The sequence below is a fragment of the Rhodococcus sp. BP-316 genome, from assembly GCF_019836105.1.
In the GTDB taxonomy this organism is placed as follows: domain Bacteria; phylum Actinomycetota; class Actinomycetes; order Mycobacteriales; family Mycobacteriaceae; genus Rhodococcoides.
The window spans coordinates 605,276-630,491 of record NZ_JABUEE010000001.1 but is presented as its reverse complement, the minus strand read 5'-3'; the positions used below and the strand labels follow the sequence as shown (position 1 = coordinate 630,491).

20 protein-coding genes and 1 pseudogene are annotated in these 25,216 nt (G+C 68.0%); 20 read left to right on the top strand and 1 reads right to left on the bottom strand.

What is annotated here, in order from left to right; translation table 11 throughout:
• The first annotated feature begins 32 nt into the window (after nucleotides 1-32).
• From HQ312_RS02920 to HQ312_RS02830, 19 genes and pseudogenes are all read left to right on the top strand, one after another.
• A complete protein-coding gene (locus tag HQ312_RS02920; protein ID WP_222637745.1) occupies nucleotides 33-1,391 on the top strand; it encodes an MFS transporter in 1,359 nt (452 codons plus the stop codon).
• Complete coding sequence (locus HQ312_RS02915) at nucleotides 1,382-2,284, top strand: transketolase (RefSeq protein WP_374197725.1); 903 nt, start codon at nucleotides 1,382-1,384, stop codon at nucleotides 2,282-2,284. Before HQ312_RS02920 ends, HQ312_RS02915 begins: the two co-directional genes overlap by 10 nt.
• Nucleotides 2,281-3,273 carry a transketolase family protein gene (locus HQ312_RS02910; protein ID WP_222637744.1) on the top strand — a complete coding sequence of 331 codons (993 nt, stop codon included), beginning with the start codon at nucleotides 2,281-2,283 and terminating at the stop codon, nucleotides 3,271-3,273. The genes HQ312_RS02915 and HQ312_RS02910 overlap by 4 nt, the downstream gene beginning before the upstream one ends.
• Nucleotides 3,274-3,359: 86 nt before the next feature.
• Nucleotides 3,360-4,031 carry a GntR family transcriptional regulator gene (locus HQ312_RS02905; protein ID WP_222637743.1) on the top strand — a complete coding sequence of 224 codons (672 nt, stop codon included), beginning with the start codon at nucleotides 3,360-3,362 and terminating at the stop codon, nucleotides 4,029-4,031.
• A gap of 135 nt (nucleotides 4,032-4,166) precedes the next feature.
• A complete protein-coding gene (locus HQ312_RS02900) occupies nucleotides 4,167-7,574 on the top strand; it encodes a pyruvate carboxylase (protein ID WP_222637742.1) in 3,408 nt (1,135 codons plus the stop codon).
• Nucleotides 7,575-7,587: 13 nt separating this feature from the next.
• Nucleotides 7,588-8,175, top strand: coding sequence for a 16S rRNA (guanine(966)-N(2))-methyltransferase RsmD (gene rsmD, locus HQ312_RS02895; RefSeq protein ID WP_222637741.1), 588 nt, complete (start codon nucleotides 7,588-7,590; stop codon nucleotides 8,173-8,175).
• 14 nt (nucleotides 8,176-8,189) lie between these two features.
• Nucleotides 8,190-8,672 carry a pantetheine-phosphate adenylyltransferase gene (gene coaD, locus HQ312_RS02890; RefSeq protein WP_027504973.1) on the top strand — a complete coding sequence of 161 codons (483 nt, stop codon included), beginning with the start codon at nucleotides 8,190-8,192 and terminating at the stop codon, nucleotides 8,670-8,672.
• 137 nt (nucleotides 8,673-8,809) lie between these two features.
• Entirely contained in the window at nucleotides 8,810-9,583 is a 774-nt protein-coding gene (locus tag HQ312_RS02885) for a DivIVA domain-containing protein (RefSeq protein ID WP_027504974.1), read from the top strand.
• Between the two features lie 195 nt (nucleotides 9,584-9,778).
• On the top strand, nucleotides 9,779-10,267 hold the full coding sequence (locus HQ312_RS02880) for a DUF177 domain-containing protein (protein WP_081821208.1): 489 nt from the start codon (nucleotides 9,779-9,781) through the stop codon (nucleotides 10,265-10,267).
• A gap of 81 nt (nucleotides 10,268-10,348) precedes the next feature.
• Nucleotides 10,349-10,531 carry a 50S ribosomal protein L32 gene (gene rpmF / locus HQ312_RS02875; RefSeq protein ID WP_027504976.1) on the top strand — a complete coding sequence of 61 codons (183 nt, stop codon included), beginning with the start codon at nucleotides 10,349-10,351 and terminating at the stop codon, nucleotides 10,529-10,531.
• 2 nt (nucleotides 10,532-10,533) lie between these two features.
• A complete protein-coding gene (gene rnc / locus HQ312_RS02870; RefSeq protein ID WP_027504977.1) occupies nucleotides 10,534-11,316 on the top strand; it encodes a ribonuclease III in 783 nt (260 codons plus the stop codon).
• Nucleotides 11,309-12,193 carry a bifunctional DNA-formamidopyrimidine glycosylase/DNA-(apurinic or apyrimidinic site) lyase gene (gene mutM / locus HQ312_RS02865; protein WP_056445093.1) on the top strand — a complete coding sequence of 295 codons (885 nt, stop codon included), beginning with the start codon at nucleotides 11,309-11,311 and terminating at the stop codon, nucleotides 12,191-12,193. The genes rnc and mutM overlap by 8 nt, the downstream gene beginning before the upstream one ends.
• A 244-nt stretch (nucleotides 12,194-12,437) precedes the next feature.
• On the top strand, nucleotides 12,438-12,536 hold the full coding sequence (gene kdpF / locus HQ312_RS02860) for a K(+)-transporting ATPase subunit F (RefSeq protein WP_027504979.1): 99 nt from the start codon (nucleotides 12,438-12,440) through the stop codon (nucleotides 12,534-12,536).
• A gap of 243 nt (nucleotides 12,537-12,779) precedes the next feature.
• Nucleotides 12,780-14,348 (top strand): annotated as a pseudogene (gene kdpA / locus HQ312_RS02855) (potassium-transporting ATPase subunit KdpA); the annotation flags it as partial.
• The gene (gene kdpB / locus HQ312_RS02850) at nucleotides 14,345-16,435 is read left to right on the top strand and encodes a potassium-transporting ATPase subunit KdpB (RefSeq protein WP_222637740.1); all 2,091 of its coding nucleotides are present in this window, start codon (nucleotides 14,345-14,347) and stop codon (nucleotides 16,433-16,435) included. The pseudogene kdpA and the gene kdpB, both read left to right, overlap by 4 nt.
• Nucleotides 16,436-16,437: 2 nt before the next feature.
• The gene (locus HQ312_RS02845; protein ID WP_027504982.1) at nucleotides 16,438-17,082 is read left to right on the top strand and encodes a potassium-transporting ATPase subunit C; all 645 of its coding nucleotides are present in this window, start codon (nucleotides 16,438-16,440) and stop codon (nucleotides 17,080-17,082) included.
• Nucleotides 17,083-17,095: 13 nt separating this feature from the next.
• Complete coding sequence (locus tag HQ312_RS02840; protein ID WP_222637823.1) at nucleotides 17,096-19,591, top strand: sensor histidine kinase KdpD; 2,496 nt, start codon at nucleotides 17,096-17,098, stop codon at nucleotides 19,589-19,591.
• Nucleotides 19,588-20,319: a response regulator gene (locus HQ312_RS02835; protein WP_027504984.1), complete on the top strand. Its 732-nt coding sequence runs from the start codon at nucleotides 19,588-19,590 to the stop codon at nucleotides 20,317-20,319. Before HQ312_RS02840 ends, HQ312_RS02835 begins: the two co-directional genes overlap by 4 nt.
• 45 nt (nucleotides 20,320-20,364) lie before the next feature.
• Complete coding sequence (locus HQ312_RS02830; RefSeq protein WP_222637739.1) at nucleotides 20,365-22,740, top strand: lysylphosphatidylglycerol synthase transmembrane domain-containing protein; 2,376 nt, start codon at nucleotides 20,365-20,367, stop codon at nucleotides 22,738-22,740.
• Between the two features lie 9 nt (nucleotides 22,741-22,749).
• Here the strand turns inward: HQ312_RS02830 and HQ312_RS02825 are convergent, their stop codons facing one another.
• A complete protein-coding gene (locus HQ312_RS02825) occupies nucleotides 22,750-24,255 on the bottom strand; it encodes a PucR family transcriptional regulator (protein WP_261781972.1) in 1,506 nt (501 codons plus the stop codon).
• Between the two features lie 94 nt (nucleotides 24,256-24,349).
• On the opposite strand from HQ312_RS02825, the gene HQ312_RS02820 reads away from it, so the two are divergent.
• A complete protein-coding gene (locus HQ312_RS02820; RefSeq protein WP_222637738.1) occupies nucleotides 24,350-25,216 on the top strand; it encodes a xanthine dehydrogenase family protein subunit M in 867 nt (288 codons plus the stop codon).

Sequence of the window (25,216 nt, the reverse complement as noted above, 5' to 3'; positions counted from 1 at the left end):
TCACACCTCCAAAACCTCGAAAAGGGGTAGTCATGAGCAGCGAGACTCTGGCCATGCGCGGGCAGGTCCACGGCACACCCGACGCCAAGCGTGTCGCCGTGGGGTCGTCCGTCGGCGCGGTGATCGAGACGTACGACTTCATCGGTTTCGGCACCGCCGCGGCGCTCTACTTCGGAACGGCGTTCTTCCCGGGCCAGAGTTCGGTGGCCGGCACCCTGGCCGCCTTCGCCACGCTCGGCGTCGGCTTCGCGGCACGCCCGATCGGAGGCATCATCGGCGGCCACCTCGGTGATCGTGTCGGGCGCAAGCCCGTTCTGGTGGCGTCGCTCATCGTGATGGGACTCGCGACGTTCGTCATCGGTCTGTTGCCCACCTACGCCCAGGTCGGCGTCGTCGCGCCCGTGCTGCTGGTCATCGTCCGCATCGTCCAGGGACTGGCGTTCGGTGCCGAGTGGGGCGGAGCGATTCTGATGAGCTACGAACACGCCCCGTGGCGGCGCAAGGGCGCGTTCACCGGCATCGTGCAGGCGGGATTCCCGGTGGGTCTCCTGCTCGCGAACCTGGTCTTCCTGTTCAGCGTGCACCTCGGCGGCGACTGGGCCTGGCGCGTTCCGTTCCTCGCCAGCATCGTCCTCGTCGTCGTCGGGCTGATCATTCGATCCAAGGTCCCGGAGTCCCCGGTGTTCGACGAGGTCAAGGAGTCCGGCCAGGTCCAGCGTGCGCCGATCGTCGAGTCCGTGAAGCAGGACTGGCGCAACATCCTGCGGGGTATCGGACTGCGCATCGCCGAGACCGCCGGCTACGCCGTGTCCATCACCTACATGATCTCGTACCTGCACAACGAGGAACTGGCGACGAAGTCCGAGACCCTGACCGCTCTCTGCATCGCGTCGGCGCTGGGCATCGTCGCGACCGTCGGTTGGGCGACTCTGACGGACAGGATGGGCCGCCGACCCGTCTACATCGGAGTGTGTGCGTTCGGGGTGTTGTTCGGAATCCCGATGTTCCTCCTCGTCAACACGGGCACCTTCATCCTCGTCGCCGGCACCTTCGTCCTGGCCTACACCGTGTGCCAGAACGCGCTCGCCGGTGCGCAGGGCGCGTGGTTCCCCGAACTCTTCACGGCGAGTCGCCGAGCGTCCGGAGCCTCACTGGCCTACCAGATCTCGGCCATGGTCTCCGGCTTCACACCGTTCATCACCACGCTGCTCTTCGTCTCCTACGGCTGGATGGGGCCGGCAGTCCTCTTCAGCGTCTACGCGCTGATCGGTCTCCTCGCCGCCCTGTCCACCCGTGAGACGTGGGGCCCCACCGAACGACGACTCGCACTCCAGGCCGAGCTCGACGAGAACCTCGTCGCGACCGCCACCTCTCGAAAGGAATCGCTGTGACCGTCACCGACAGCATCACCACCGACCGCACGACACGGATCCGCGCCGCGGAGCGATTCGCCTACGCCATGCGCCATCACGTCCTCGACATGGGCGAAGCGCAGGGTCAGGGATACGTGGGTCAGGCACTGGGAGCGGCGGACATGTTCGCCGCCGTCTACAGCGGACGGCTGCGCTACCGCCCGGCGGATCCGCACTGGGCGGAGCGGGACCGCTTCCTGCTCTCGACCGGTCACTACGCCATCGGGCTCTACGCGGCGCTCGCGGAAGCGGGCACGGTGAGCGTCTCCGAACTCGAGACTTACGGCTCCGACGATTCGCGGCTCCCCATGTCCGGAATGGCGTCCTACACGCCCGGGATGGAGATCAGCGGGGGCTCGCTGGGACACGGACTGCCGGTGGCGGTGGGAATGGCTCTGGGACTGCGTCACCAGGGGTCGCCGTCACTCGTGTTCAACTTCCTGTCGGACGGGGAACTGGACGAGGGCTCCACGTGGGAGGCCGCGATGGGAGCCGCTCATCACCGACTGGGCAACCTCGTCGCACTCGTCGACATGAACGCACTGCAGGCCGACGGGCCCACCGCGGGAGTCCTGGGCATCGAACCGGTGCAGGACAAGTGGGCGGCCGCGGGATGGTCCGTCCACCGTGTCGACGGCAACGATGCGGGCGCGTTGCTGGACGCCCTGGACGACATCGCGACGCGGACGTCGCCGACCGGCACCCCGTCGGTCGTCGTGTGCGACACGCGGATCGGGTTCGGCGTACCCATGCTCGAGACCCGCGAGAAGGCGCACTTCATGCGTATCGACGAGGACGAGTGGAGCGTGTGCCGGGATCAGCTCACCGCTCGCTTCCACGACGCAGAATTTCACGAGGGAGACCACTCATGACCACCGCATCCGCCCCCAAGCTCAAGACGTCGGCGATGATCGCCTCGTTCGTCGACGAGGGTCAGCACACCACGGCGGCCCCGTTCGGACACGCGCTCGTCCGTGCAGCGGAACAGGATTCGCGCATTGTCGGCCTCAGTGCCGACCTGGCGAAGTACACCGACATGCACATCTTCGCGCAGGCCTTCCCCGACCGTTTCTTCCAGATGGGGATGGCGGAGCAATTGCTGTTCGGCGCCGCGGCGGGCATGGCGGAGACCGGCCTGGTTCCTTTCGCGTCCACCTACTCGGTCTTCGCGGCGCGCCGCGCGTACGACTTCCTGTGCCTCGACGCGGCCGAGCCGAATCTGAACGTCAACATCGTCGGGGGACTCCCGGGCCTCACCACCGGCTACGGGCCGAGTCACCAGGCGACCGAGGACATGGCGATCTTCCGCGGAATGCCGAACCTCACCATCGTCGACCCGTGCGATGCCGTGGACATCGAGCAGGCCGTTCCCCAGCTCGCCGCGACTCCGGGCCCGACCTACCTCCGGTTGCTCCGCGGGAAGGTCGCGTCGGTACTCGACGAGTACGACTACACCTTCGAACTGGGCAAGGCCAAGGTCATTCGACCGGGCAACGACGTCGTGCTGGTGTCGTCCGGTCTGATGACCATGCGTGCGCTCCAGGCCGCCGAGCGACTCGCGAAGCACAGGGTGGACGCGTCGGTCGTGCACGTGGCGACGATCAAACCGTTCGACGCGGAGACCGTCCTGCGCGAACTCTCGACCGACCGGGCCGCATTCACCCTCGAGAACCACACCCGCATCGGTGGGCTCTTCGAGACGGTCGCCTCGGCGTGCGTCGAGTCCGGCACGGTGCGACAGGTGACTCCCATCGCGCTGCCCGACGAGTTCCTGGCCGCCGGCGCACTCCCCACGCTCCACGATCGTTACGGGTTGTCCACCGACCGCATCGAGGAGCGTGTTCTCGCGGCGTTGCGGTGAGCAGTGCCGGATCGACACGGGCGGCCGTTACCCTGAGATCACTGTCGACCGGCAGCTGTCGACATCACCGTTTCGAGGAGGTCTCCATGGCCGCACAGCCCGCCACGCTCCTGGGGTTGCAGAAGACGAATCTGCGCGATCAGGCTCTCGACGCGCTGCGTCGGGCCATCACCAGTGGCGAGCTGCGTCCGAGTTCCGCGCTGGTGGAGACGGAGTTGTCGGAGCGGCTGCAGATCAGCCGAGGCACGTTGCGCGAGGCCCTGCGGCAGCTTCAGCAGGAGGGGCTCGCCGTCATCGGCGCTCGGGGTCGGCTGTACGTGCGGCATCTGGACGACAAGGAGATCAGGGACATCTTCGTCGTGCGCGCCGCGCTCGAGTCCACCGCTGCCGCACTGCTCGCGGAGCGAGACGACCGGCAGGAGTCGGTCGCCGGCCTGTCGAGCGCGCTCGACCTGATGGACGCCGCCGGTGACGGTGATCTCGAAGCCCGGATCGAGTCCGATCTCAGTTTCCACCGACTGCTCTGCCGGCTCACCGGCAACGAGACCCTGGTGCACTCGTGGACGTCCCTCGAGGGTTCGATCCGCATGTCCATCATGTGGGCCGGCAAGTCTCGCGCGGTCGGGAACATGGACACCGACCGACACCGCCGCATCGTCGAGGCGATCGGATCGGGCGACGGCGCGGCTGCCTGCGCCTCGGTGGCGGAACACATGACGTGGGCCGCCGCGAATCTCTCCGCCGACATTTCTGCATAGGAGATGCGAGCGGCGTGGACGTGATCGGCGCTACTGTCCCGGCACCACGACGGCTGCTCGCTGCGTTCCGCACATGTCTCATATCTGGACAAGTCATAGCTCCGTCTCGCCCGTACTGAAGGTAGGTTGACCGGAATGTTCTCCAAGGTGCTGGTGGCAAATCGCGGCGAGATCGCGATCCGTGCGTTCCGTGCGGCGTACGAACTCGAGGCGCAGACGGTGGCGGTGTTCCCGTTCGAGGACCGCAATTCGGTGCATCGGACGAAGGCCGACGAGGCGTACGAGATCGGTGAGCCGGGGCATCCGGTGCGCAACTACCTGTCGGTGGATCTGATCGTCGACGCGGCGGTGCGTGCGGGTGCGGACGCGATCTATCCGGGGTACGGGTTCTTGTCGGAGAATCCGGAGTTGGCGGCGGCGTGTGCGGCGGCGGGGATCACATTCGTGGGTCCGTCGGCGGAGGTGTTGGAGCTGACGGGGAACAAGGCGCGGGCGATCGCGGCGGCGAAGGATGCCGGGTTGCCGGTGTTGGCGTCGTCGGAGCCGTCGACGGACGTCGATGCGTTGGTGGCGGCGTCGGAGTCGATGACGTTCCCGGTGTTCGTCAAAGCGGTCGCGGGCGGTGGTGGCCGCGGGATGCGGCGGGTTGCGGAGCCGTCGGGGTTGCGTGCGGCGATCGAGGCGGCGGCGCGGGAGGCGGAGTCGGCGTTCGGTGATGCGACGGTGTTCCTGGAGCAGGCGGTGGTCGAGCCGCGGCACATCGAGGTGCAGATTCTCGCGGACACCCACGGCGATGTGATCCATCTGTTCGAGCGTGACTGCTCGGTGCAGCGCCGTCACCAGAAGGTGGTGGAGCTGGCGCCGGCGCCGAACATCTCGGACGAGCTGCGGGCCCGGTTGTGCAGTGACGCTGTGGCGTTCGCGCGGAAGATCGGGTACTCGTGTGCGGGCACGGTGGAGTTCCTGGTGGACCGGGACGGTAACCATGTGTTCATCGAGATGAATCCGCGGATCCAGGTCGAGCACACGGTGACCGAGGAGATCACCGATGTCGACCTGGTGCAGTCGCAGTTGCGGATCGCCTCGGGGGAGTCACTCGAGGATCTGGGGTTGCGGCAGGAGGACATCCGGATCCGGGGTGCGGCGATGCAGTGCCGCATCACGACGGAGGACCCGGCAAACGGGTTCCGCCCGGACACCGGCCGTATCACCGCGTATCGGACGCCGGGCGGTGCGGGCATCCGTCTCGACGGCGGGACGACGTTGGGTGCGGAGGTGTCGGCGTACTTCGACTCGATGCTGGTGAAGCTCACCTGCCGTGGTCGCACGTTCGAGGACGCGGTGGCGCGGTCGCGGCGGGCGTTGGCGGAGTTCCGTATCCGCGGTGTCTCGACGAACATCGGCTTCCTGCAGGGACTTCTGCAGGACGAGGACTTCCGTGCGGGCAACGTCACGACGTCGTTCATCGAGGAGCGACCCGAGCTGTTGACGGCGCGGTCGTCCGGCGATCGCGGTACCAAGATCCTGACCTACCTCGCGGACGTGACGGTGAACAAGCCGCACGGCGAGCGTCCGAGCACGGTCTACCCACAGGACAAGCTGCCGGACATCGATCTGTCCGTCGCGCCGCGCGACGGGTCTCGGCAGCGGCTGCTCGAGCTCGGTCCCGAGGGCTTCGCCCGCGACCTGCGTCAGCGAAAGGCGTTGGGCGTCACCGACACCACGTTCCGCGACGCCCACCAGTCCCTGTTGGCCACGCGGGTGCGGACCTCGGGACTGCTGATGGTCGCCCCCTACGTCGCGCGGACCACACCCGAACTGTTGTCGATCGAGTGCTGGGGCGGTGCGACGTACGACGTGGCGCTGCGGTTCCTGCACGAGGATCCGTGGGAGCGGTTGGCGGCGCTGCGGGAGGCGGTGCCGAACATCGCCCTGCAGATGTTGCTGCGCGGGCGTAACACCGTCGGCTACACCCCCTACCCGGAGCGGGTGACGACAGCATTCGTCGAGGAAGCGGCGGCGACGGGTGTGGACATCTTCCGCATCTTCGACGCGCTGAACAACGTCGACCAGATGCGCCCCGCGATCGACGCCGTCCGCGAGACCGGCACGACGATCGCCGAGGTGGCGATGTCGTACACCGGTGACCTGTCGAACCCCGACGAGAAGCTCTACACCCTCGACTACTACCTGCGGTTGGCGGAGCAGATCGTCGACGCCGGCGCGCACGTGTTGGCGATCAAGGACATGGCGGGGCTTCTGCGGGCGCCGGCGGCGACGACGTTGGTGACGGCGCTGCGCAAGAATTTCGATCTGCCGGTGCACGTGCACACCCACGACACCCCGGGTGGTCAGTTGGCGACGTACCTGGCGGCGTGGCAGGCCGGCGCGGATGCTGTGGACGGGGCGTCGGCGTCGATGGCGGGCACGACCAGTCAGCCGGCGTTGTCGGCGATCGTGGCGGCGGCGGCGCACACCGAGCGGGACACCGGGTTGGATCTGGCGGCGGTGTGCGATCTGGAGCCGTACTGGGAGGCGATCCGAAAGGTGTACGCCCCGTTCGAGTCCGGGCTCCCCGCCCCGACCGGGCGGGTCTACACCCACGAGATTCCGGGTGGGCAGCTGTCCAACCTGCGTCAGCAGGCCATCGCGTTGGGTCTGGGGGACCGGTTCGAGGACGTGGAGAAGGCGTACGCGGACGCGGACCGGTTGCTGGGCCGGCTGATCAAGGTGACGCCGTCGTCGAAGGTGGTGGGCGACCTGGCGTTGCACCTGGTCGGTGCGGGGGTGTCGATGGAGGACTTCGCGGCGGATCCCGGGAAGTTCGACATCCCCGATTCGGTGATCGGGTTCCTGCGCGGCGATCTGGGCACCCCGGCCGGTGGGTGGCCGGAGCCGTTCCGCACCACCGCGTTGGCGGGGCGCGGCGCCGGGCGTGGGGAGGCGACGTTGACGACCCAGGACGAGGTGCTGCTCTCCGGCACCAGTGCCGAGCGGCGTGATCGTCTCAATCATCTGTTGTTCCCGGGGCCGGCGAAGGAGTTGGCGGAGCACCGGGAGAAGTACGGGGACACCTCGGGGTTGTCGGCGAATCAGTTCTTCTACGGATTGCGACAGGGCGACGAGCATCGGGTGCGCCTGGAGAAGGGTGTGGATCTGCTGATCGGGTTGGAGGCGATCTCGGAGCCGGACGAGGCGGGGATGCGGACGGTGATGTGCATCCTCAACGGTCAGTTGCGGCCGGTGTCGGTGCGGGACAGGTCGATCTCGGCGGATGCGCCGACGACGGAGAAGGCGGATCGGGACGATCCGTCGCATCTGGCGGCGCCGTTCGCGGGTGTGGTGACGTTGACCGCGGAGGTGGGGCAGTCGGTGTCGGCGGGAGAGACCGTCGCGACGATCGAGGCGATGAAGATGGAAGCAGCCGTCACCGCGCCGCGGGCGGGCACCGTCACCCGTCTGGCTCTGTCCGGTGTCGCGCAGGTCGAGGGCGGGGACCTGATCTGCGTCATCGCCGTCGGCGACACCACCGACCGCTCCTGACAGGGTTCTCGCAGTGACCAGGATCGTGGCCGGGACGGCCGGCGGGCGTTCGCTCGTCGTGCCGTCCCGCGGCACCAGACCCACCGCCGACCGGGTTCGAGAGGCGCTCTTCAGTGCGCTCGAGAGCCGGATGTACCTCGACGGTGCGTCGGTGCTGGACCTGTACGCGGGGTCGGGCGCTCTCGGCCTCGAAGCGCTCTCGCGCGGAGCCGAGCACGTCCTCCTCGTCGAGAACGACGCGCGCGCGGCGGCCGTGGTCGCCCGGAACATCGAATCCGTGGGACTGCCGGGAGCGCAGGTGCGTACCGCGCCCGTCGCGGCCGTCGTCGGCGGGACACCGGAGCGCCGCTACGACCTCGTGCTCGCCGATCCTCCGTACTCCGTGTCGGACGGCGCCGTGTCCTCGGTGTTGGACCGACTCGTCGAGGGCGAGTGGCTCGCCGAGGACGCCCTCGTGGTCGTCGAGCGGTCCTCGCGCTCGCCCGCAACGGTGTGGCCCGCCGGGCTCGTCGAACTGAAGGCCAAGCGCTACGGCGAGGCTCGCATCGACATGGCCCGGTTCGAGGTCGCGCAGATCGAGCACCCCGCACGGGGAAGCTGATACGTTCACCCACCATGAGCCGCGCCCTGGTCCCGGGATCCTTCGATCCGATCCACAACGGTCATCTCGACGTGATCTCGCGCGTCGCAACGCAATTCGACGAGGTCATCGTCACGGTGGTGGTGAACCCCAACAAGAGTGGACTCTTCACCGTCGACGAACGGGTCGAGATGCTGGCGCAGGCCACCACTCATCTGCAGGGTGTGCGCGTCGCGACGTGGCAGGGGTTGCTCGTCGACTTCGCGTCGGAGTCCGGGGCCACCGCCATCGTCAAGGGTCTGCGCAACGCCGCCGACTTCGACTACGAGGTGCAGATGGCGCAGATGAACCGGCGACTCACCGGCGTGGACACGGTGTTCCTCGGAACCGACCCGGTGCACAGCAGCCTGTCGAGCTCGCTCATCAAGGAGATCGCCCGACTGGGCGGAGACGTCACGACGATGGTCCCGGCCGCCGTGCACGACCGACTGCTGGCCCGGCTCGCCGAGCGCTCCTGACCGGGCCGGACGGCGACACACCGGGGGACAATCGTGCGGACCGGTGCGCGTACCGGGCACACTGACACCGGAGATCGCGCCCGACGGGCGTGGTCGCCGAAGTCAGAGACTGTCGATCGAAGTGAGGGCCGAGCACGGTGTACCGGGTATTCGAGGCGCTCGACGAGCTCGTCGCGATCGTCGAGGAGGCGCGCGGCGTCCCGATGACCGCGGGATGCGTCGTCCCGCGTGGTGATGTGCTGGAGCTGCTGGACGACGTCCGAGACGCCATTCCGGGTGAGCTCGACGACGCGCAGGACGTGCTGGACCACCGCGACAAGCTGGTGTCGGACGCACGGACCGGTGCCGAGAAGACGATCTCGTCGGCCGACGCGGAAGCCACCAGCACGGTGGAGAACGCGCGGGACGAGGCCGATCGACTCCTGGCCGACGCGAAGGCCCACGCCGACCGGATGGTCGCCGAGGCCACCGCGCACGCCGAGAGCCTCGTCGCCGACGCCACCGCCCGCGCCGACGCCACCATCGCGGACGCGGAGCACGAGTACGAGACGCTGACCGAGCGCGGCCGCGTCGAGTCCGCTCGCTCGATCGACGCCGGCAAGGCGGCCTACGAGCGTTCAGTCGCCGAGGGTCTCGCCGAGCAGGAGCGCCTGGTCTCGCAGACCGAGGTGGTGCAGTCCGCGCACGCGGAGTCCGCTCGGGTCATCGACGCGGCGCACGCCGAGTCCGATCGTCTGCGTACCGAGTGCGACCTCTACGTCGACACGAAGTTCGCGGAGTTCGAGGAGATCCTCTCCGGCACGCTGCGGTCCGTCGGTCGAGGACGGCAGCAGCTCCGCACCGGCAGTGGCGTTCCGAGTTACGACACCGATTTCGCCGACTCGCGTGGTGAGGGCCGCTCGCGCTACTGACCGCCACGCAGATCCCTCCTCGCAGGGTGGGCTGGTGTGATTTGGCGCTGACCTGACGCTCCCGTATCGTGGAATGGTTGCCCGCACCGCCCGTGAAAGGATCGTTCGTTGTCTCCCGCTGCTCGTCGCCACTCCGCCGAACCCGTCTCGGGGCTGGTGGTGGACACCCGTCGTCTGGGTCGCCGCGCAGGGTCGATGATGCCGGTCGCTCGCACCGTTCCCTCCCCGTCGCGCATCGGTCTGGACCTGATCGCGATCCAGGAGGGGGCCGACATCGATCTCGATCTCCGGTTCGAGTCCGTGTCCGAGGGTGTGCTCGTCAGCGGCACGGTCGACGCCGACACCGTCGGTGAGTGCTCGCGGTGCCTCGAGCCGTTCACGTCACACGTGCAGCTCCACCTCACGGAGCTGTACGCGTACCCGAACAGCGTCACCGAGGCCACCACGGACGAGGACGATCTCTACCGGGTCGAGGACGACGCGATCGATCTCGAACCACTGATCGTGGACGTGGCGGGGCTCACCCTGCCGCTGCGACCCCTGTGCACCGAGGACTGCCAGGGACTGTGCCCGGAGTGCGGCATCCGCCTGTCGATTGCGGAACCGGGTCATGCGCATGAGACAATTGATCCTCGCTGGGCCGGTCTCGCGGCGAAGCTGCAGACCGACACCGACCAGACCTAGTCGGCCGGCGCACCCTGCGCCTGCACGACCCGTGCTTCACCAGCACGACATTGCACCGAACGAGTACGAGGAGAAGTAGAAGTGGCTGTTCCGAAGCGCAAGATGTCGCGGTCCAACACCCGATCGCGACGCAGCCAGTGGAAGACCACTGCACCCACCCTCATCACCTGCCCCAACCGCGGGTGCGGCGAGAAGACCCTGCCCCACACGGTGTGCCCGAACTGCGGCACCTACAAGGGTCGCCAGGTCACCGCGGCAGTCTGACGGTGACCTCACAGTCGCCAGCGACAGACCGGAGCGGCGAGGACGATCATGCATCGCTTCTCGCCGCTCTTGGCGTGTCTCTGGACCACGACCTGCTCGTCCACGCTCTCACCCACCGCTCGTACGCGTACGAGAACGGTGGGCTGCCCACGAACGAACGCCTCGAGTTCCTCGGAGATTCCGTTCTGGGTCTGAGCATCACCGAGCAGCTGTACAGCGCCCACCCCGACAAGTCGGAGGGCGAGCTGGCCAAGATCCGCGCGAGCGTGGTCAACATGCACGCGCTCGCCGAGGTGGCTCGCCAACTGGGTGACGGCGGACTCGGTGCGCACCTGCTTCTGGGCAAGGGCGAGGAGATGACCGGTGGGCGCGACAAGCCGTCGATCCTCGCGGACGGCATGGAATCGCTTCTCGGCGCCATCCACGTCGAGCACGGCATCGACGTCGCACGCGAGGTGGTGCTGCGTCTGTTCGACGCGTTGCTCGAGCGTGGACCGCGTCTCGGTGCCGGCCTCGACTGGAAGACCAGCCTGCAGGAGCTCACGGCCGAGAAGGGTCTCGGTGTTCCCGCGTACGAGATCACCGCGACGGGACCGGACCACGACAAGGAGTTCACGGCCACCGTGCTTGTCGGCGGATCGCCGCACGGGCAGGGCGTGGGTCGCTCGAAGAAGGAAGCCGAGCAGCGCGCCGCCAGCGCGGCCTGGAACGCTCTCAGTGAATCGGCCTCCGCAGCGCTGATCGCCGGCCCGACCCCGGAGATGTCGTCCGACCGGAATGCCTGAACTTCCCGAGGTCGAGGTGGTGCGACGCGGACTCGCGTCGCACGTCGTGGGGGAGACCCTCGTCGACATCGAGGTCCTTCATCCGCGTGCCGCTCGACGGCATCTCGAGGGAAGTCTCGATCTCCAGTCGCGACTGGCCGGCACCACCGTCGTGTCCGCCGAGCGCCGTGGCAAGTACCTCTGGCTCGTGGTCGCCGCGAACGACGACGCGACCGGGCCGCTCGAGTCGATCGTGGTGCACCTGGGCATGAGCGGGCAGATGCTCGTCCAGCCCGCGGACGCACCCGACGAGAAGCATCTCCGCATCCGCGCCCGACTGGGCAGCGGCACGGATCTGCGATTCGTCGATCAGCGGACGTTCGGCGGGTGGGCCGTCGCCGACCTCGTGGAGGTCGACGGCTCCCGGGTCCCGGTTCCCGTGGCGCACATCGCCCGCGACCCACTCGACCCCCAGTTCGACGCGGAGTCCGTGGTGACGGCGATGCGGGGGAAGCACACCGAGATCAAGCGCGCGCTCCTCGATCAGACCGTCGTGTCGGGCGTGGGCAACATCTACGCCGACGAGTCGTTGTGGCGCAGCAAGATCCACGGCAATCGACTCACCGATTCACTGACTCGCCCGGCGCTGCGCAGGTTGCTGAACAACGCGCACGCTGTCATGGGGGAGGCACTGGCGCAGGGCGGCACCTCGTTCGACGCGCTGTACGTCAACGTGAACGGTCAGTCGGGGTACTTCGACCGGTCACTGGCCGCATACGGCCAGGAGGGACTCCCGTGCCCTCGCTGCGGCGCTCCCATCCGCCGCGAGAAGTTCATGAATCGGTCGTCCTTCAGCTGTCCGAAGTGTCAGCCGGCGCCGAGGGTTCGGCGGGGGTAGGGCGACTCCCGGCACGTCGGTCGTAAAGATCTCATAAAAACGCCTGCTCGCAGCGTCAACAGAGTGTCAGTGAGGCCGAGATGGGCGCGTAGGGGGTGGACGCTGGCGTAGCTGCCGAGCAACCGCCGGCAGTTCGTCGCCGTTTCACGAGGATTGCATCCATGGCTGACCTGGCCTATCTACTCACCGCCGCAGCAGGTTTCGCTGTGCTGGTATTCACCGTTCTTCGACTCGGGCGGTCCGCATGACCGCCGCCGGAATCGAGAGCGTGATCTTGATCGTGGTGTCCGCGGCACTTGCGGTGTACCTGCTGATCGCGTTGCTCGACCCCGAAAGGTTCTGAGCCGTGACCCCCGCACTTGCGGCCGGCGTGCAGATCGCGGCCGTCGTGATCGTGCTCGCTGCCGCCTACGTTCCACTCGGCGACTACATGGCGCGCGTGTTCACCACCCCGCGAGATGCACGTGCTCGTGAAGAATTGGTCAGCTCTGCCGCGAACCAGGCAGAGGGATCGACGATCACCACGACCACTGCTCTCGACCCTCCGCAGCCGACGAGCAGGTCGGTATCGGCAACAGCGGACTGGCGGGTGGAATCCCTGCTGTATCGCGTGTGCCGGATCGACCCCCGCTCGGAACAGACGTGGGTCGGCTACGCCTTGTCGCTGCTGGGCTTCTCTGCGGCCGGCGTCTTCTTCCTCTATGCCCTCCAACGCGTTCAAGGTGTTCTGCCGCTGAACAATTCGCTGCCCGGTGTCAGCCCGTCGGTTGCGTTCAACACCGCCATCTCCTTCGTGACCAACACCAACTGGCAGTCGTATTCACCCGAGACAACGATGAGCAACCTCACGCAACCGCTCGGCCTCGCAGTGCAGAATTTCGTCTCTGCCGCAGTGGGATTGGCCGTGGCGGTTGCAGTGATCCGCGGGTTCGTTCGTGTGCGCAGTGGAGGCGAACTCGGAAACTTCTGGGTCGATCTCACACGCGGCGTACTTCGGATCCTGCTGCCGTTGTCGTTCGTCGTGGCGCTGATCCTGCTGACGCAGGGCGTGGTCATGTCGTTCCACAGCAGCTTCGCGTCGACGGGTCTGGACGGTAGCTCGATCACGAATGCTCTCGCTCCCGTCGCCTCTCAGGAAGCGATCAAAGAGCTCGGCACCAACGGCGGCGGAATCCTGGCAGCCAACTCGGCGCACCCGTTCGAGAACCCGACGCCGTTGTCCAACATCGTCGAGATCATCGCCCTGTTGTTGATCCCAGTCGCGTTGACGCGAACCTTCGGAACCCTTGTCGGAGAACGTAAGCAGGGTCTGTCGATCCTCGCCGTCATGACGCTGCTGTGGGGCGCCGTTCTCGCCGTGACCCTTGCGGCGGAATCCGGTACTCGCGGTGTCGCCGCGCAGGCCGCGGGCGCCATGATGGAGGGTAAGGAACAGCGTTTCGGCATCCCCGCGTCCGCCCTGTGGGCAGTCAGCACCACGGGAACCTCGACCGGCGCAGTGAATTCGGCGCACGACTCGATGTCGCCCCTGGGCGGTGGAGTCGTCATCCTCAACATGCTTTTCGGTGAGGTCGCTCCCGGCGGAGTCGGGACCGGCCTCTACGGAATGCTGGTCCTGGCCATCATCGCCGTGTTCGTCGGTGGGCTCCTGGTGGGACGCACGCCGGAGTACCTCGGTAAGAAGCTCGGCAAACGCGAGATCACCATGGCGGCACTGTCGGTGCTCGTCATGCCGGCGCTCGTTCTGATCGGGACCGGTATCACGGTGATCCTGGGTTCCACGAGCGGAGCGCTCGGCAACAGCGGGGACCCCGGAACTCCGGGTTCGATCCACGGATTCAGCGAGGTGCTCTACGCCTACGCGTCCGCGTCGAACAACAACGGAAGTGCGTTCGGCGGACTGACCGTGACCAACGACTGGTTCCAGACCTCCCTTGGCATCGCGATGCTGCTGGGCCGGTTCCTTCCGATCGTGTTCGTTCTGGCCCTGGCCGGCTCACTGGTCACCAAGCGTCGAAGTCCGGCTGGACCCGGCACCCTGCCCACCACGGGACTGCTGTTCACCGGCCTTCTCACCGGCACGATCGTCCTCGTCGCTGCGCTCACATTCTTCCCAGCGCTCGCGCTGGGCCCCTTCGCGGAGGCTTTGCAATGACCCTCGTCAACGACCATCCCACTCTGTCGGAGGCGACACCCGACAACGGCGCGCCGGCTCCCGTCAAGTCCGGCTACTTCAGCCCCAAGCAGCTGTGGACCTCGTTACCCACCGCATTCCGCAAGCTCGATCCGCGTCACCAGGCCCGCAACCCGGTCATGTTCGTCGTTCTGGTCGGCTCGGTCATCACCACTGTCATGGCGATCGCCGACCCGTCGGTGTTTTCCTGGCTCGTCACCGGGTGGCTCTGGTTCACCGTGGTGTTCGCGAACCTCGCCGAGTCCGTTGCCGAGGGTCGCGGCAAGGCCCAGGCGGCCAGTCTGCGCAACGTCAAACGGGACACGCTTGCCAATCGTCGGCTGCCCGACGGGTCCGTCGAGAGCGTGCCCGGCACCGAACTGAAGGTCGGTGACGAGGTGGTCGTCACCGCAGGGGAAGTCATTCCTGGTGACGGTGACGTGGTCGACGGCATCGCATCGGTGGACGAATCCGCCATCACGGGTGAATCCGCACCGGTGGTGCGTGAATCGGGCGGTGACCGAAGCGCCGTCACCGGCGGCACCACCGTGCTGTCGGACCGGATCGTCGTGAAGATCACCGCCGCACAGGGTGAGACGTTCGTCGACCGGATGATCGCGCTCGTCGAGGGTGCGTCGCGACAGAAGACTCCGAACGAGATCGCTCTCAACATCCTGCTCGCGTCCCTGACCATCGTGTTCTTGCTTGCCGTCGTGGCCATCGGTCCCATGAGCATCTACGCGGGGTCGGCGCAGGATCCGGTCAAGCTCATCGCACTTCTCGTCTGCCTGATCCCGACGACCATCGGCGCACTCCTGTCCGCCATCGGCATCGCCGGCATGGACCGACTGGTGCAGCGCAACGTTCTCGCCATGTCGGGCCGCGCGGTCGAGGCCGCCGGTGACATCGACACCCTGCTGATGGACAAGACCGGCACGATCACCTTCGGAAATCGCAGAGCCACGGCACTGCATCCGGCACCAGGGGTCGAGGTTCGGGAACTCGCCGATGCGGCTCGCCTGTCTTCGCTCGCTGACGGAACACCCGAGGGACGCAGCATCGTCGAACTCGTCGCACGCGACTTCGGCGGGGAAGTAGATCCCGCAGCAGGGGGTGAGTTCGTTCCGTTCACCGCTCAGACCCGCATGAGTGGGCTGGACGTCGACGGTCGGCAGATCCGAAAGGGCGCCTCCGACAGCGTGTTCGCCTGGGTCCGTGAACGCAGTGGCGACGCCACCGACACTGCGGTACGTGATTCGGTCGAGTCGGTGTCCGAAGCGGGCGGTACTCCGCTCGTCGTTGCGGTCGCCGAATCCGGTTCGAGCGCCCGAGTTCTCGGAGTCGTCGAGTTGTCCGATGTGGTCAAGCCTCACATCGCCGAACGATTTGAACGGTTGCGCGCCATGGGCATTCGGACCGTGATGGTGACCGGCGACAACCCCCTCACCGCTCGGGCCATCGCTGCGGAAGCCGGGGTGGACGACTTCCTCGCCGAAGCGACACCGGAAGACAAACTGGCCTTGATCCGCCGTGAACAGAACGGTGGTCGGCTGGTCGCAATGACGGGGGATGGCACCAACGACGCTCCCGCGCTGGCTCAGGCCGACGTAGGCGTGGCAATGAACACCGGCACGTCCGCAGCGAAAGAGGCGGGCAACATGGTGGATCTCGATTCCGATCCCACCAAATTGATCGAGGTGGTCGAGGTCGGAAAGCAACTCCTCATCACCCGCGGAGCGCTCACCACGTTCTCGTTGGCGAACGACCTCGCCAAGTACTTCGCGATCCTGCCGGCAATGTTCTCCACGGTGTATCCCCAGCTCGACACGCTGAACATCATGCGGCTGGCAACTCCACAATCAGCGATCGTCTCGGCCGTGGTGTTCAACGCACTGGTCATCGTGGCGCTGATTCCCCTTGCGCTGAAAGGTGTTCGGTACACGCCGTCCACCGCGTCGACACTGCTCGGCCGCAACCTCGCCGTCTATGGCGTCGGAGGCGTGATCTCGCCCTTCGTCGGCATCTGGCTGATCGACCTCGTGGTCCGACTTATTCCTGGAATGGGCTAGCAATGCGTATTACTTCGGTGTTCTTCAAACAGGTCGTCGCCGGGTTCACGGTCCTGTTGGCGTTGACGGTACTTCTCGGCATCGGGTACCCGGCTGCGGTGTGGGCGGTCAGCCGGATCGGGTCCGATTCGGCGGAAGGCTCACCCATCCGCGATGCCTCGGGATGTGTTGTCGGCAGCTCGCTCATCGGCGTCGACACCACTGTCGCAGACGGACAACCCGATCCGTATTTCCACACGCGCGTCACGGGGTCGGTCGCCGATGACGACGCCTTTGCCGCGGGCGACCCCTCCGCCGCTCTCCCTCTGAACCAGGGTCCGAGCAGTGACACTCTCGCGTCGTTCATCGAGCAACGTCGCGCTGCGATCGCCGAGCGTGAGAACGTCGATCCGGCGGCGGTGCCCGTCGACGCGGTGACGGGTTCGGGTTCGGGTATCGACCCGGACATCAGCCCGGCGTATGCAGAGCTTCAGGTCGCCCGCGTGGCGGCAGCAACAGGGAAATCACAGGACGAGGTGCGCACGCTGGTCGCGGAGAACACCGACGGTCGGCAGCTCGGTTTCCTCGGACAATCGGTGGTGAACGTCGCCACGCTGAACGTCGACCTGGGACTGACTGCACCCGACTGCTCGACCACGGGTGGATGATGAGCAGGTGAGCATGCACGCCGACGCCGCAGACGAACGCACGACTCCGGGGGGCAGGGGAGAACTGCGTATCTATCTCGGCGCGGCGCCGGGCGTGGGGAAGACGTTCGCGATGCTCGGCGAGGCGCACCGTCGCCAGTCCCGCGGGTGTGACGTCGTCGCCGGTGTCGTCGAGACTCACGGACGCACTCGAACGGCAGAGATGCTGGACGGCATCGCGGTACTGGCGCCGAAAATGGTCGAGTATCGCGGAGCCTCGGTGCCCGAACTCGACGTCGACGGCGTCGTGGCCAGAATGCCGGAATTGGTGCTCGTCGACGAACTGGCCCACACGAACACTCCGGGCAGTCGTAACGCCAAGCGCTGGCAGGATGTCGAGGAGTTTCTGGCCGCCGGGATCGACGTGGTGTCGACTCTGAACGTGCAGCACCTCGAGAGTCTCAACGACGTGGTCCAGCGCATTACCGGTGTGGTGCAACGGGAGACGGTTCCCGACGCCATCGTGCGGGCCGCAGCCCAGGTCGAGCTGGTCGACATCACCCCGGAAGCGTTGCGGCGCAGGCTGTCACACGGGAACGTCTACGCGCCCGAGAAGGTCGACGCAGCGCTCAGCAACTTCTTCCGACGGGGTAATCTCACTGCGCTGCGGGAGCTGGCACTGCTGTGGCTGGCCGATCAGGTCGACGCGGCGCTGGCCCGCTACCGCGCCGACAACGCCATCAGGGACACCTGGGAAGCACGAGAACGTCTCGTTGTCGCGGTGACCGGCGGTCCCGAATCCGAGACGCTGCTGCGCCGGGCGAGCCGAATCGCCGCCAAGTCCAGCGCGGAACTGATGGTGCTGCATGTGGTCCGAGGCGACGGACTCTCCGGTGTCTCCGCCTCGCACATGGGCAAGGTCCGTACCCTGGCCACCGCGCTCGGTGCCTCCGTGCACAGCGTCGTCGGCGACGATGTTCCGGCGACGCTTCTCGAGTTCGCGCGGGGCGTCAACGCGACACAGCTGGTGCTCGGGACGTCACGTCGCTCGCGGTGGGCCCGCATCTTCGACGAGGGCATCGGATCGTCGGTGGTGCAGCATTCCGGCAAGATCGACGTGCACATGGTCACTCACGAGGAGGCGCGCCGCGGAATCAGACGCACTGCCGCGCCGGCGTTGCGACGCCCGTTGGCGTGGGCCGCGTCGGTCGTGGTTCCTGCACTTGCGGCCGCGATCATCTCGCTGTTCGACGATTCCCTCGAACTCGGCGGTGAGAGCGCCCTGTTCTTCGTGGTGGTGCTGGCGGTGTCCCTGCTCGGCGGTGTCGCTCCGGCCGCGCTGTCGGCACTGTTCTCGGCTCTGCTGTTGAACTACTTCTTCACCGATCCGCGCTACAGCTTCACCATCGCCGAACCGGACAACTTCGTGACGACAGTGGTGCTGCTCGTCGTCGCCGTGGCGGTGGCCGTGCTCGTCGACGCGGCCGCCCGGCGGGCACGGGACGCCCGCAGCGCGTCGCAACAGGCGGAACTGCTGGCGCTGTTCGCCGGATCGGTGCTGCGTGGAGCCGACCTGCCCGCTCTGCTCGAGCGGGTGCGCGAGACGTACGGGCAGCGCGCCGTGGCGGTGCTGCGCTCGGGGCACGGCGTCGTCAGTGCAGTGGGGGAGAACCCGCCCACGAGCGTGGACGCCGCCGACACCGCGGTGGAGGTGGGCGACGAGGAGTACGCCCTCGTCCTCGCGGGGCACCGCACCCGCGCGACCGACCGGCGTGTCCTCACGGCGGTCGCCAATCAGGCGGTCGGCTTGATCCGCCAGAGCGAACTGGCCGCGGAGGCGAGCACCGCCGCGGCCGCCGTCGAGTCGGACACACTGCGGCGGGCACTGCTGTCCGCCGTGGGACACGACCTGAGGACGCCGCTGGCCGCGGTCAAGGCCGCCGCCTCGAGTCTGCGCAGCGAGGACGTCACCTTCTCGCCCGAGGACACCGCGGAGTTGCTGGCGACGGTCGAGGAGTCGGCGGATCAGCTCACCGCGCTGGTGGAGAACCTGCTCGACTCCTCGCGCCTGGCCGCCGGCGTGGTGCGGCCGGTGTCGGCGCGTGTGTTCCTCGACGAGGTGGTGCACCGCGCCTCGGCCTCCGTCGGTCCGGCGCGGTCCCGCCTGCAGGTGGAGGTGGGGGATCTGTCGGTGCTGGCGGACGAGGGTCTGCTGGAGCGAGTGGTGGCGAATCTGATCGACAACGCTGTGCGGTACGCACCCCACGGCGAGATCCGCGTGTCCGCTCGTGTGGACGACGACCGCGTCCGGCTCGCCGTGGCCGACCACGGGCCCGGTATCGCGGACGGCTCGGAGGAGACGGTCTTCGACGCGTTCCAGCGGCTCGGGGATCGCGACAACACCACCGGCGTCGGCCTCGGACTGTCCGTGGTGCGCGGCTTCGTCGAGGCCATGCACGGCACGGTGTCGACGCAGCGCACCGTCGGCGGCGGGCTGACCGTCACCGTCGACCTGCCGGCGGCGTCGTGACCGAGGACGGGGGAACGACCGAGACGCCGCGGCCGGGACCGCCGCCCACCCGTGTCCTCGTCGTCGACGACGAGCCGCAGTTGCTGCGGGCGCTGCGCATCAATCTCGGGGTGCGGGGCTACGACGTGTCGACGGCGTCGACCGGAGCGGGAGCTCTGCGCGCCGCCGCCGAGAGGCATCCGGACGTGATCGTCCTCGACCTGGGTCTGCCGGATCTCGACGGCCTGGAGGTGCTCGCCGGACTTCGCGGGTGGACCACCGTGCCCGTGATCGTGCTGTCCGCCCGTTCGGATTCCGGCGACAAGGTCGACGCGCTGGACGCGGGTGCGGACGACTACGTGACCAAGCCGTTCGGCATGGACGAGTTCCTCGCCCGGCTGCGCGTCGCGGTTCGGCGCGCCGCGCGCACGGCGGACGGCGACGGCGAGGCGGTCGTCGTGACCGACTCGTTCACCGTGGATCTGGCCGCGAGATCGGTGACGCGCGACGGGCAGCCGGTCCACCTCACCCCCACCGAGTGGGGCATGCTCGAGATGCTGGTGCGGCACCGCGGCAAGCTGGTCGGACAGCGAGAACTGCTGCGCGAGGTGTGGGGTCCGGCGTACGAGACCGAGACCCACTATCTCCGGGTGTATCTCGGTCAGCTGCGGCGCAAACTCGAGCCCGATCCGGCGCATCCACGCCACCTGCTGACCGAGGCCGGCATGGGGTATCGCTTCCGAACCTGATGCGCCTCACCGCCGGCGGCCCACCGCTCCGATAGGTTGGCCGGTGTGCTGGTCGACGGAAGAGACATCCCGGTCACCGGGAGCGTCCTGCAACCGTTGACCCGGCGAACGAGCGACATCCTGCGGGTCGTGACCGCGGCGATCGTCCTGGGGGCGATCGTCGTCGGTTCGTTGGTGACCCGCAACGAGTGGACCGCGCTGGAGCGCTCGATCTCCGACATCGTCGGCGTGCTCACCCCGAGCCAGTCCAACGCCGTCTATCTCGTGTACGGCGTCGCCATCCTGGCTCTCCCGTTCACCGTGCTCGCCGGACTGGTGGCGGCACGCCGCTGGCGGCTGCTCGCGGGTTACGTCGCCGCGGCCGTGGTGGCCGCACTGGCGTTGTCGGTCAGTGGCAGCGGGATCTCCGCGCCGAAGTGGCACATCGACGAATCGACGCGCCTGGACACCCTGCTCTCGCAGATCCTCGACGATCCGCGCTGGATCGCCATCGTCGCGGCCGTGCTCACCGTCTCCGGCCCGGGGCTGCCGATCCGCTGGAAGCGGACGTGGTGGGTGCTGCTCCTGGCTTTCGTCCCGATCCATCTGCTCATCAGCACCGTCGTCCCCGCGCGCTCGCTGCTGGGTCTCGCCGTGGGGTGGCTCGCCGGATCGCTCGTGATCTGGGTGGTGGGCACCCCGGCACTCGAGGTGCCGCTCGCCGAGGCTGTCCGTGCCCTGAAGCGCCGGGGAGTCGACATCGCCGGGTTCGTCGTCCTGCGCCCGGCGGGTTCGGGTCCCCTGGTGCTCTCGGGACGGATCGGGCCGGTGGGCCACGACGTCGTCGTCGAGCTGTTCGGTCCCAATCAGCGCAGCCGCGGCGCCCTGCGTCTGCTGCGCCGACTGGTGACTCTGCGGTCGTCGGAGAGCCCGCCACTGCACGCCTCACAGCGCCGCGCGGTGGAGCATCGCGCGTTGATGGGCATCGCGTTGAACGACCTGGGCGTGGCGGCCTGTGTCCCGACGGCGGTGTCGGCCCTCGAGCGTGGCTGGGTCCTGTACGCCCACAGCGTTCCCCGCGGTCGGCGCGTGGACCCCGAGCGTCCGGAGGATGCGCACGCACTGTGGCGGACTCTGGGAGTGCTGCGCTCCCGGCAGATCTCGCACGGAGACCTCCGGGTCGACGACCTCCGGATCGACGAGGACGGCACCGCGTTGCTCGGTGGCTTCGACACCGCGGAACTCGGCGCGTCGCAGGCCCAGTTGCACTCGGACGCCGCGCAGCTGATGCTGACCACCGCATCGCTGTACGGGCCCGACGTCGCCGTCGACGCCGCGATCGACAGGCTCGGCCCGGCGGACGTTCTCACCGCCTCACGCCGGCTGACGCCGTCCGCCATCCCGACCCGCGTGCGACGGGCGGTGCACGACGCCAAGGGGGTGCTCACGGCGACGCGCGACACGGTGCTGGCTCGGACCGGGACCTCGGCGATCGCCACCGAGCAGGTGACGCGGTTCTCGCGCAACCAGGTCGTGCAGTTGGTCCTGCTCATCGCGCTGGTCTACGTCGCGTATCCGTTCATCAGTCAGGTCCCGACCTTCGCCTCCGAGCTGGCCTCGATCGACTGGTGGTGGGCACTGCTCGGTCTCGCGATCTCCGCCGCGACTTATTTCGGAGCGGCCGCGGCGCTGTGGGCGTGCGCCTCGGGCGCCGTGGGTTTCCTGAACACGACGATCATGCATGTGGCCAACACGTTCGCGGCGACGACGACTCCGGCGGGTGTCGGCGGACTGGCGCTGAGCGTCCGCTTCCTGCAGAAGGGCGGGTTGACGCTCACGCGCTCGACCGCCGCGGTGGCCCTGCAGCAACTGGTGCAGGTGATCTCGCACGTGACGCTGCTCGTGGTGTTCAGCGTCGCGGCGGGCCAGTCCGCCGACCTGTCCCGCTTCGTCCCGAGCGCCACGATCCTGTACCTCATCGCCGGTGTCGCGTTCGGCGCCCTCGGCGCCTTCCTGTTCGTGCCCACCCTGCGGCGCTTCCTGCGCACCGCGGTGCGGCCTCAGCTCGCGGAGGTCTACTCGGACCTCTCGGAGCTCGTGCGGCATCCGGCACGCTTCACCGTCATCGTGCTGGGCTGCGCCGCAACCACTCTCGGTGCTGCCTTCGCGCTGTGGGTAAGCATCGAGGCGTTCGGCGGGGGCACTACCTTCATCACGGTCACCATCGTCACGATGATCGGCGGGACGCTCGCCTCCGCAGCCCCGACGCCGGGTGGCATCGGCGCCGTGGAAGCCGCTCTCATCGGCGGTCTGGCGGCGTTCGGGTTGCCCGCCACCATCGCGGTGCCGTCCGTTCTGCTCTATCGCGTGCTCACGTGCTGGATCCCGGTGTTCCTCGGCTGGCCGATCATGCGGTGGTTGGCGCGCAAGGACATGATCTGATCCCGGCCGTCACGACATGCGCAGTGCCAGATAGAAGTTCACGCGGTCCTCGAGTCCGGAGAGATCCCGACCGGTGAGTTCCTCGATGCGCTGGATGCGGTAGCGCACCGAGTTGACGTGCAGGTGCAGCCGGGTCGAGCACGCCGTCCACGATCCGTTGCAGTCGAGGAAGGCTCGCAGAGTCGGGACGAGATCACTCTGATGGCGGTCGTCGTACTCCACGACCGGATCCAGCAGACGCGAGCGGAACAGCCGTCTCATCTCGTCCGGCACGCTCGCCAGGAGCAGCACCAGATCCGCCAGTTCGTCGTGCCCCACGATGCGGACCCCGTCGCTGCGGCCGGCCGCGAGCCGGCGGGCGTACCTGGCTTCGTCGACGGCGCCGCGGAGTTCGCCCGCCGTCACCGCGCCGCTGACGCCGAGCGAGACGTCGCTGCCGGCAAGTCCGGGACCGAGGCGATCCATCCCCGACCGCACTCGCGGCGTCAGGTCGTCGTCGGTGGGAACGATCGCGACCACCTCACCGTCCGTCACACCGATCGCGCCGCCGCTCGGGAGCAACTCGCGCAGGACCACCCGGAGTTCGCCGGGGCGGAGGGGGCCACTCGCGACGGCCGCGGCGACCACCGCGTACCGAGCGTCGGTGTCGAGGCCGACCACCGTCATCTGGGCGAGGGTGTCCGCGACCGATCCGCCCGCGGTGATCACGCGGATCAGCTGGTGTGCCGAGCGTCCGGACGACCCGAGGCGGTCGTCGGTGCGCTCACGTTCGAGCGCGACGATCGACGCCACGTCCTCGGCGAGTGCGAGCCGCTCGGGCGTCCAACTGCGCCAGTCGCTGCGGAAGGCCACCATCGCGTCGGCGACGCGCGACGTCCGGTCACCGTCGACGGCGAGGAGGGACAGGCCGTGGGACACCACGGGAAGTGTTCGTGCCGTGAGGAAGTCGTGCGCCAGATCGTCGGGACGGATCTCGTCGGGAAGCGGATGGGACGAGGCCACGACGCGCCCGCCGGGGGTGAGCACCCAGCACTCCAGTCCGAGATCCTCGGACACCAGGTCGAGAAGTGGCCCGATGCCGTCCCCGGCGCCGGCGCCCGACACCAGGCGGCGGTGCCGGTCGAGGACCGACCGGAGATCGGTCGCGCGCTCGCGGGAGAGCGAGCGCACCACGCTCTCCGTGATCGTCGCGAAGGCCACGGCGGCGGACACCCGGAACAGGGGCAGCCCGTGTCGGCGGCACGACTCGACGAGATCGGCGGGCACCACGCCGTCGTACGAGGCCGCCAGTGCGGCGACGCCGGCACCGGTGATCGCACGGACGAAGACGTCCGAATCCTCGGGTCTGGTGTGCCACATCAGTCCGGTGAGGACCAGTTCTCCGCCCTCGAGATAGCGACCGGGATCGAGCATGTCGGTCGTCACGACCCATCGGATGACCGTGTCTCGTCCGTCGTCGGACACGAGGGGGTCGAGTCCGAGATGGGGCATGTCGAGTAGGTCGTGCACCTTCATTCGGAGGAACCTACAGTGAATCGCGTGTGATGCGGGTCATAGTCTGTCGTTCCTGCGTCTCGTCCGCCGGACGGCGGGCGGGTGTACTTCTCCCATGGACTTTCTTCGGCCTCAGACCTGGGCGGACGCACTCGCCACCGCAGCCGATCGACCCGATGTCGTCCCCGTGCAGGGGGGTACCGACGTCATGGTCGAGATGAACTTCGATCTGCACAGACCGACGGCGCTGCTCGACCTGAACCCGATCACGGAGCTCACCACCTGGGAGGAAAATCCAGACGGGTCGCTCCGCGTCGGTGCCGGCATGCCGTACGTGCGGATCATCGCCGAACTGGGCGATCGGCTGCCGGGAATCGCGCAAGCTGCGCGCACGGTCGGTTCGCCCCAGATCCGCAACAGGGGGACGGTCGGCGGCAATCTCGGGGGCGCATCGCCCGCCGGCGATCTGCACGCGCCGCTGCTCGCCTGCGGCGCGATCGTCGAGGCCGAGTCGGCCGCTCGGGGCACACGCATGATTCCGGCCGATCAGTTCTACGTCGGTGTCAAGCGTCATTGCCTGGAACCGGACGAGTTGATCCGCGCGTTCCACGTGCCGCCGGCCATCGGGCCGCAGTACTTCTCGAAGGTCGGCACGCGCAACGCCATGGTCATCGCGGTGTGTTCGTTCTCGCTCGCGCTGTTCCCGGCCGAGCGACGTGTCGGGACGGGTATCGGTTCGGCCGCCCCGACGCCGCGGCGGGCCACCGCCGCCGAGGAGTTTCTCGCTGCCGAACTGGACTGGGACGGCCCGCTCGACGACGCCGTCGCCCGCCGGTTCGGCGACCTGGTCCGTGAGGCGGCGAGCCCGATCGACGACGTACGCGGTACCGCCGACTATCGGCGACATGCGCTGGCGGTCATGGCGAGACGCACTCTCGCCTGGTCGTGGCGCGACCACAGGAACAACGGAGAGGCGGCGTGA

What these genes read in the sequence shown, in the direction of transcription:
- HQ312_RS02840 (WP_222637823.1), top strand. Translation starts at nt 17,096, where the DNA reads ATGCACGCCGACGCCGCAGACGAACGCACGACTCCGGGGGGCAGGGGA.
- HQ312_RS02820 (WP_222637738.1), top strand. Translation starts at nt 24,350, where the DNA reads ATGGACTTTCTTCGGCCTCAGACCTGGGCGGACGCACTCGCCACCGCA.
- HQ312_RS02910 (WP_222637744.1), top strand. Translation starts at nt 2,281, where the DNA reads ATGACCACCGCATCCGCCCCCAAGCTCAAGACGTCGGCGATGATCGCC.
- HQ312_RS02905 (WP_222637743.1), top strand. Translation starts at nt 3,360, where the DNA reads ATGGCCGCACAGCCCGCCACGCTCCTGGGGTTGCAGAAGACGAATCTG.
- mutM (WP_056445093.1), top strand. Translation starts at nt 11,309, where the DNA reads ATGCCTGAACTTCCCGAGGTCGAGGTGGTGCGACGCGGACTCGCGTCG.
- kdpB (WP_222637740.1), top strand. Translation starts at nt 14,345, where the DNA reads ATGACCCTCGTCAACGACCATCCCACTCTGTCGGAGGCGACACCCGAC.
- HQ312_RS02900 (WP_222637742.1), top strand. Translation starts at nt 4,167, where the DNA reads ATGTTCTCCAAGGTGCTGGTGGCAAATCGCGGCGAGATCGCGATCCGT.
- HQ312_RS02825 (WP_261781972.1), bottom strand. Translation starts at nt 24,255, where the DNA reads ATGAAGGTGCACGACCTACTCGACATGCCCCATCTCGGACTCGACCCC.
- HQ312_RS02920 (WP_222637745.1), top strand. Translation starts at nt 33, where the DNA reads ATGAGCAGCGAGACTCTGGCCATGCGCGGGCAGGTCCACGGCACACCC.
- HQ312_RS02845 (WP_027504982.1), top strand. Translation starts at nt 16,438, where the DNA reads ATGCGTATTACTTCGGTGTTCTTCAAACAGGTCGTCGCCGGGTTCACG.
- coaD (WP_027504973.1), top strand. Translation starts at nt 8,190, where the DNA reads ATGAGCCGCGCCCTGGTCCCGGGATCCTTCGATCCGATCCACAACGGT.
- HQ312_RS02880 (WP_081821208.1), top strand. Translation starts at nt 9,779, where the DNA reads ATGATGCCGGTCGCTCGCACCGTTCCCTCCCCGTCGCGCATCGGTCTG.
- kdpF (WP_027504979.1), top strand. Translation starts at nt 12,438, where the DNA reads ATGACCGCCGCCGGAATCGAGAGCGTGATCTTGATCGTGGTGTCCGCG.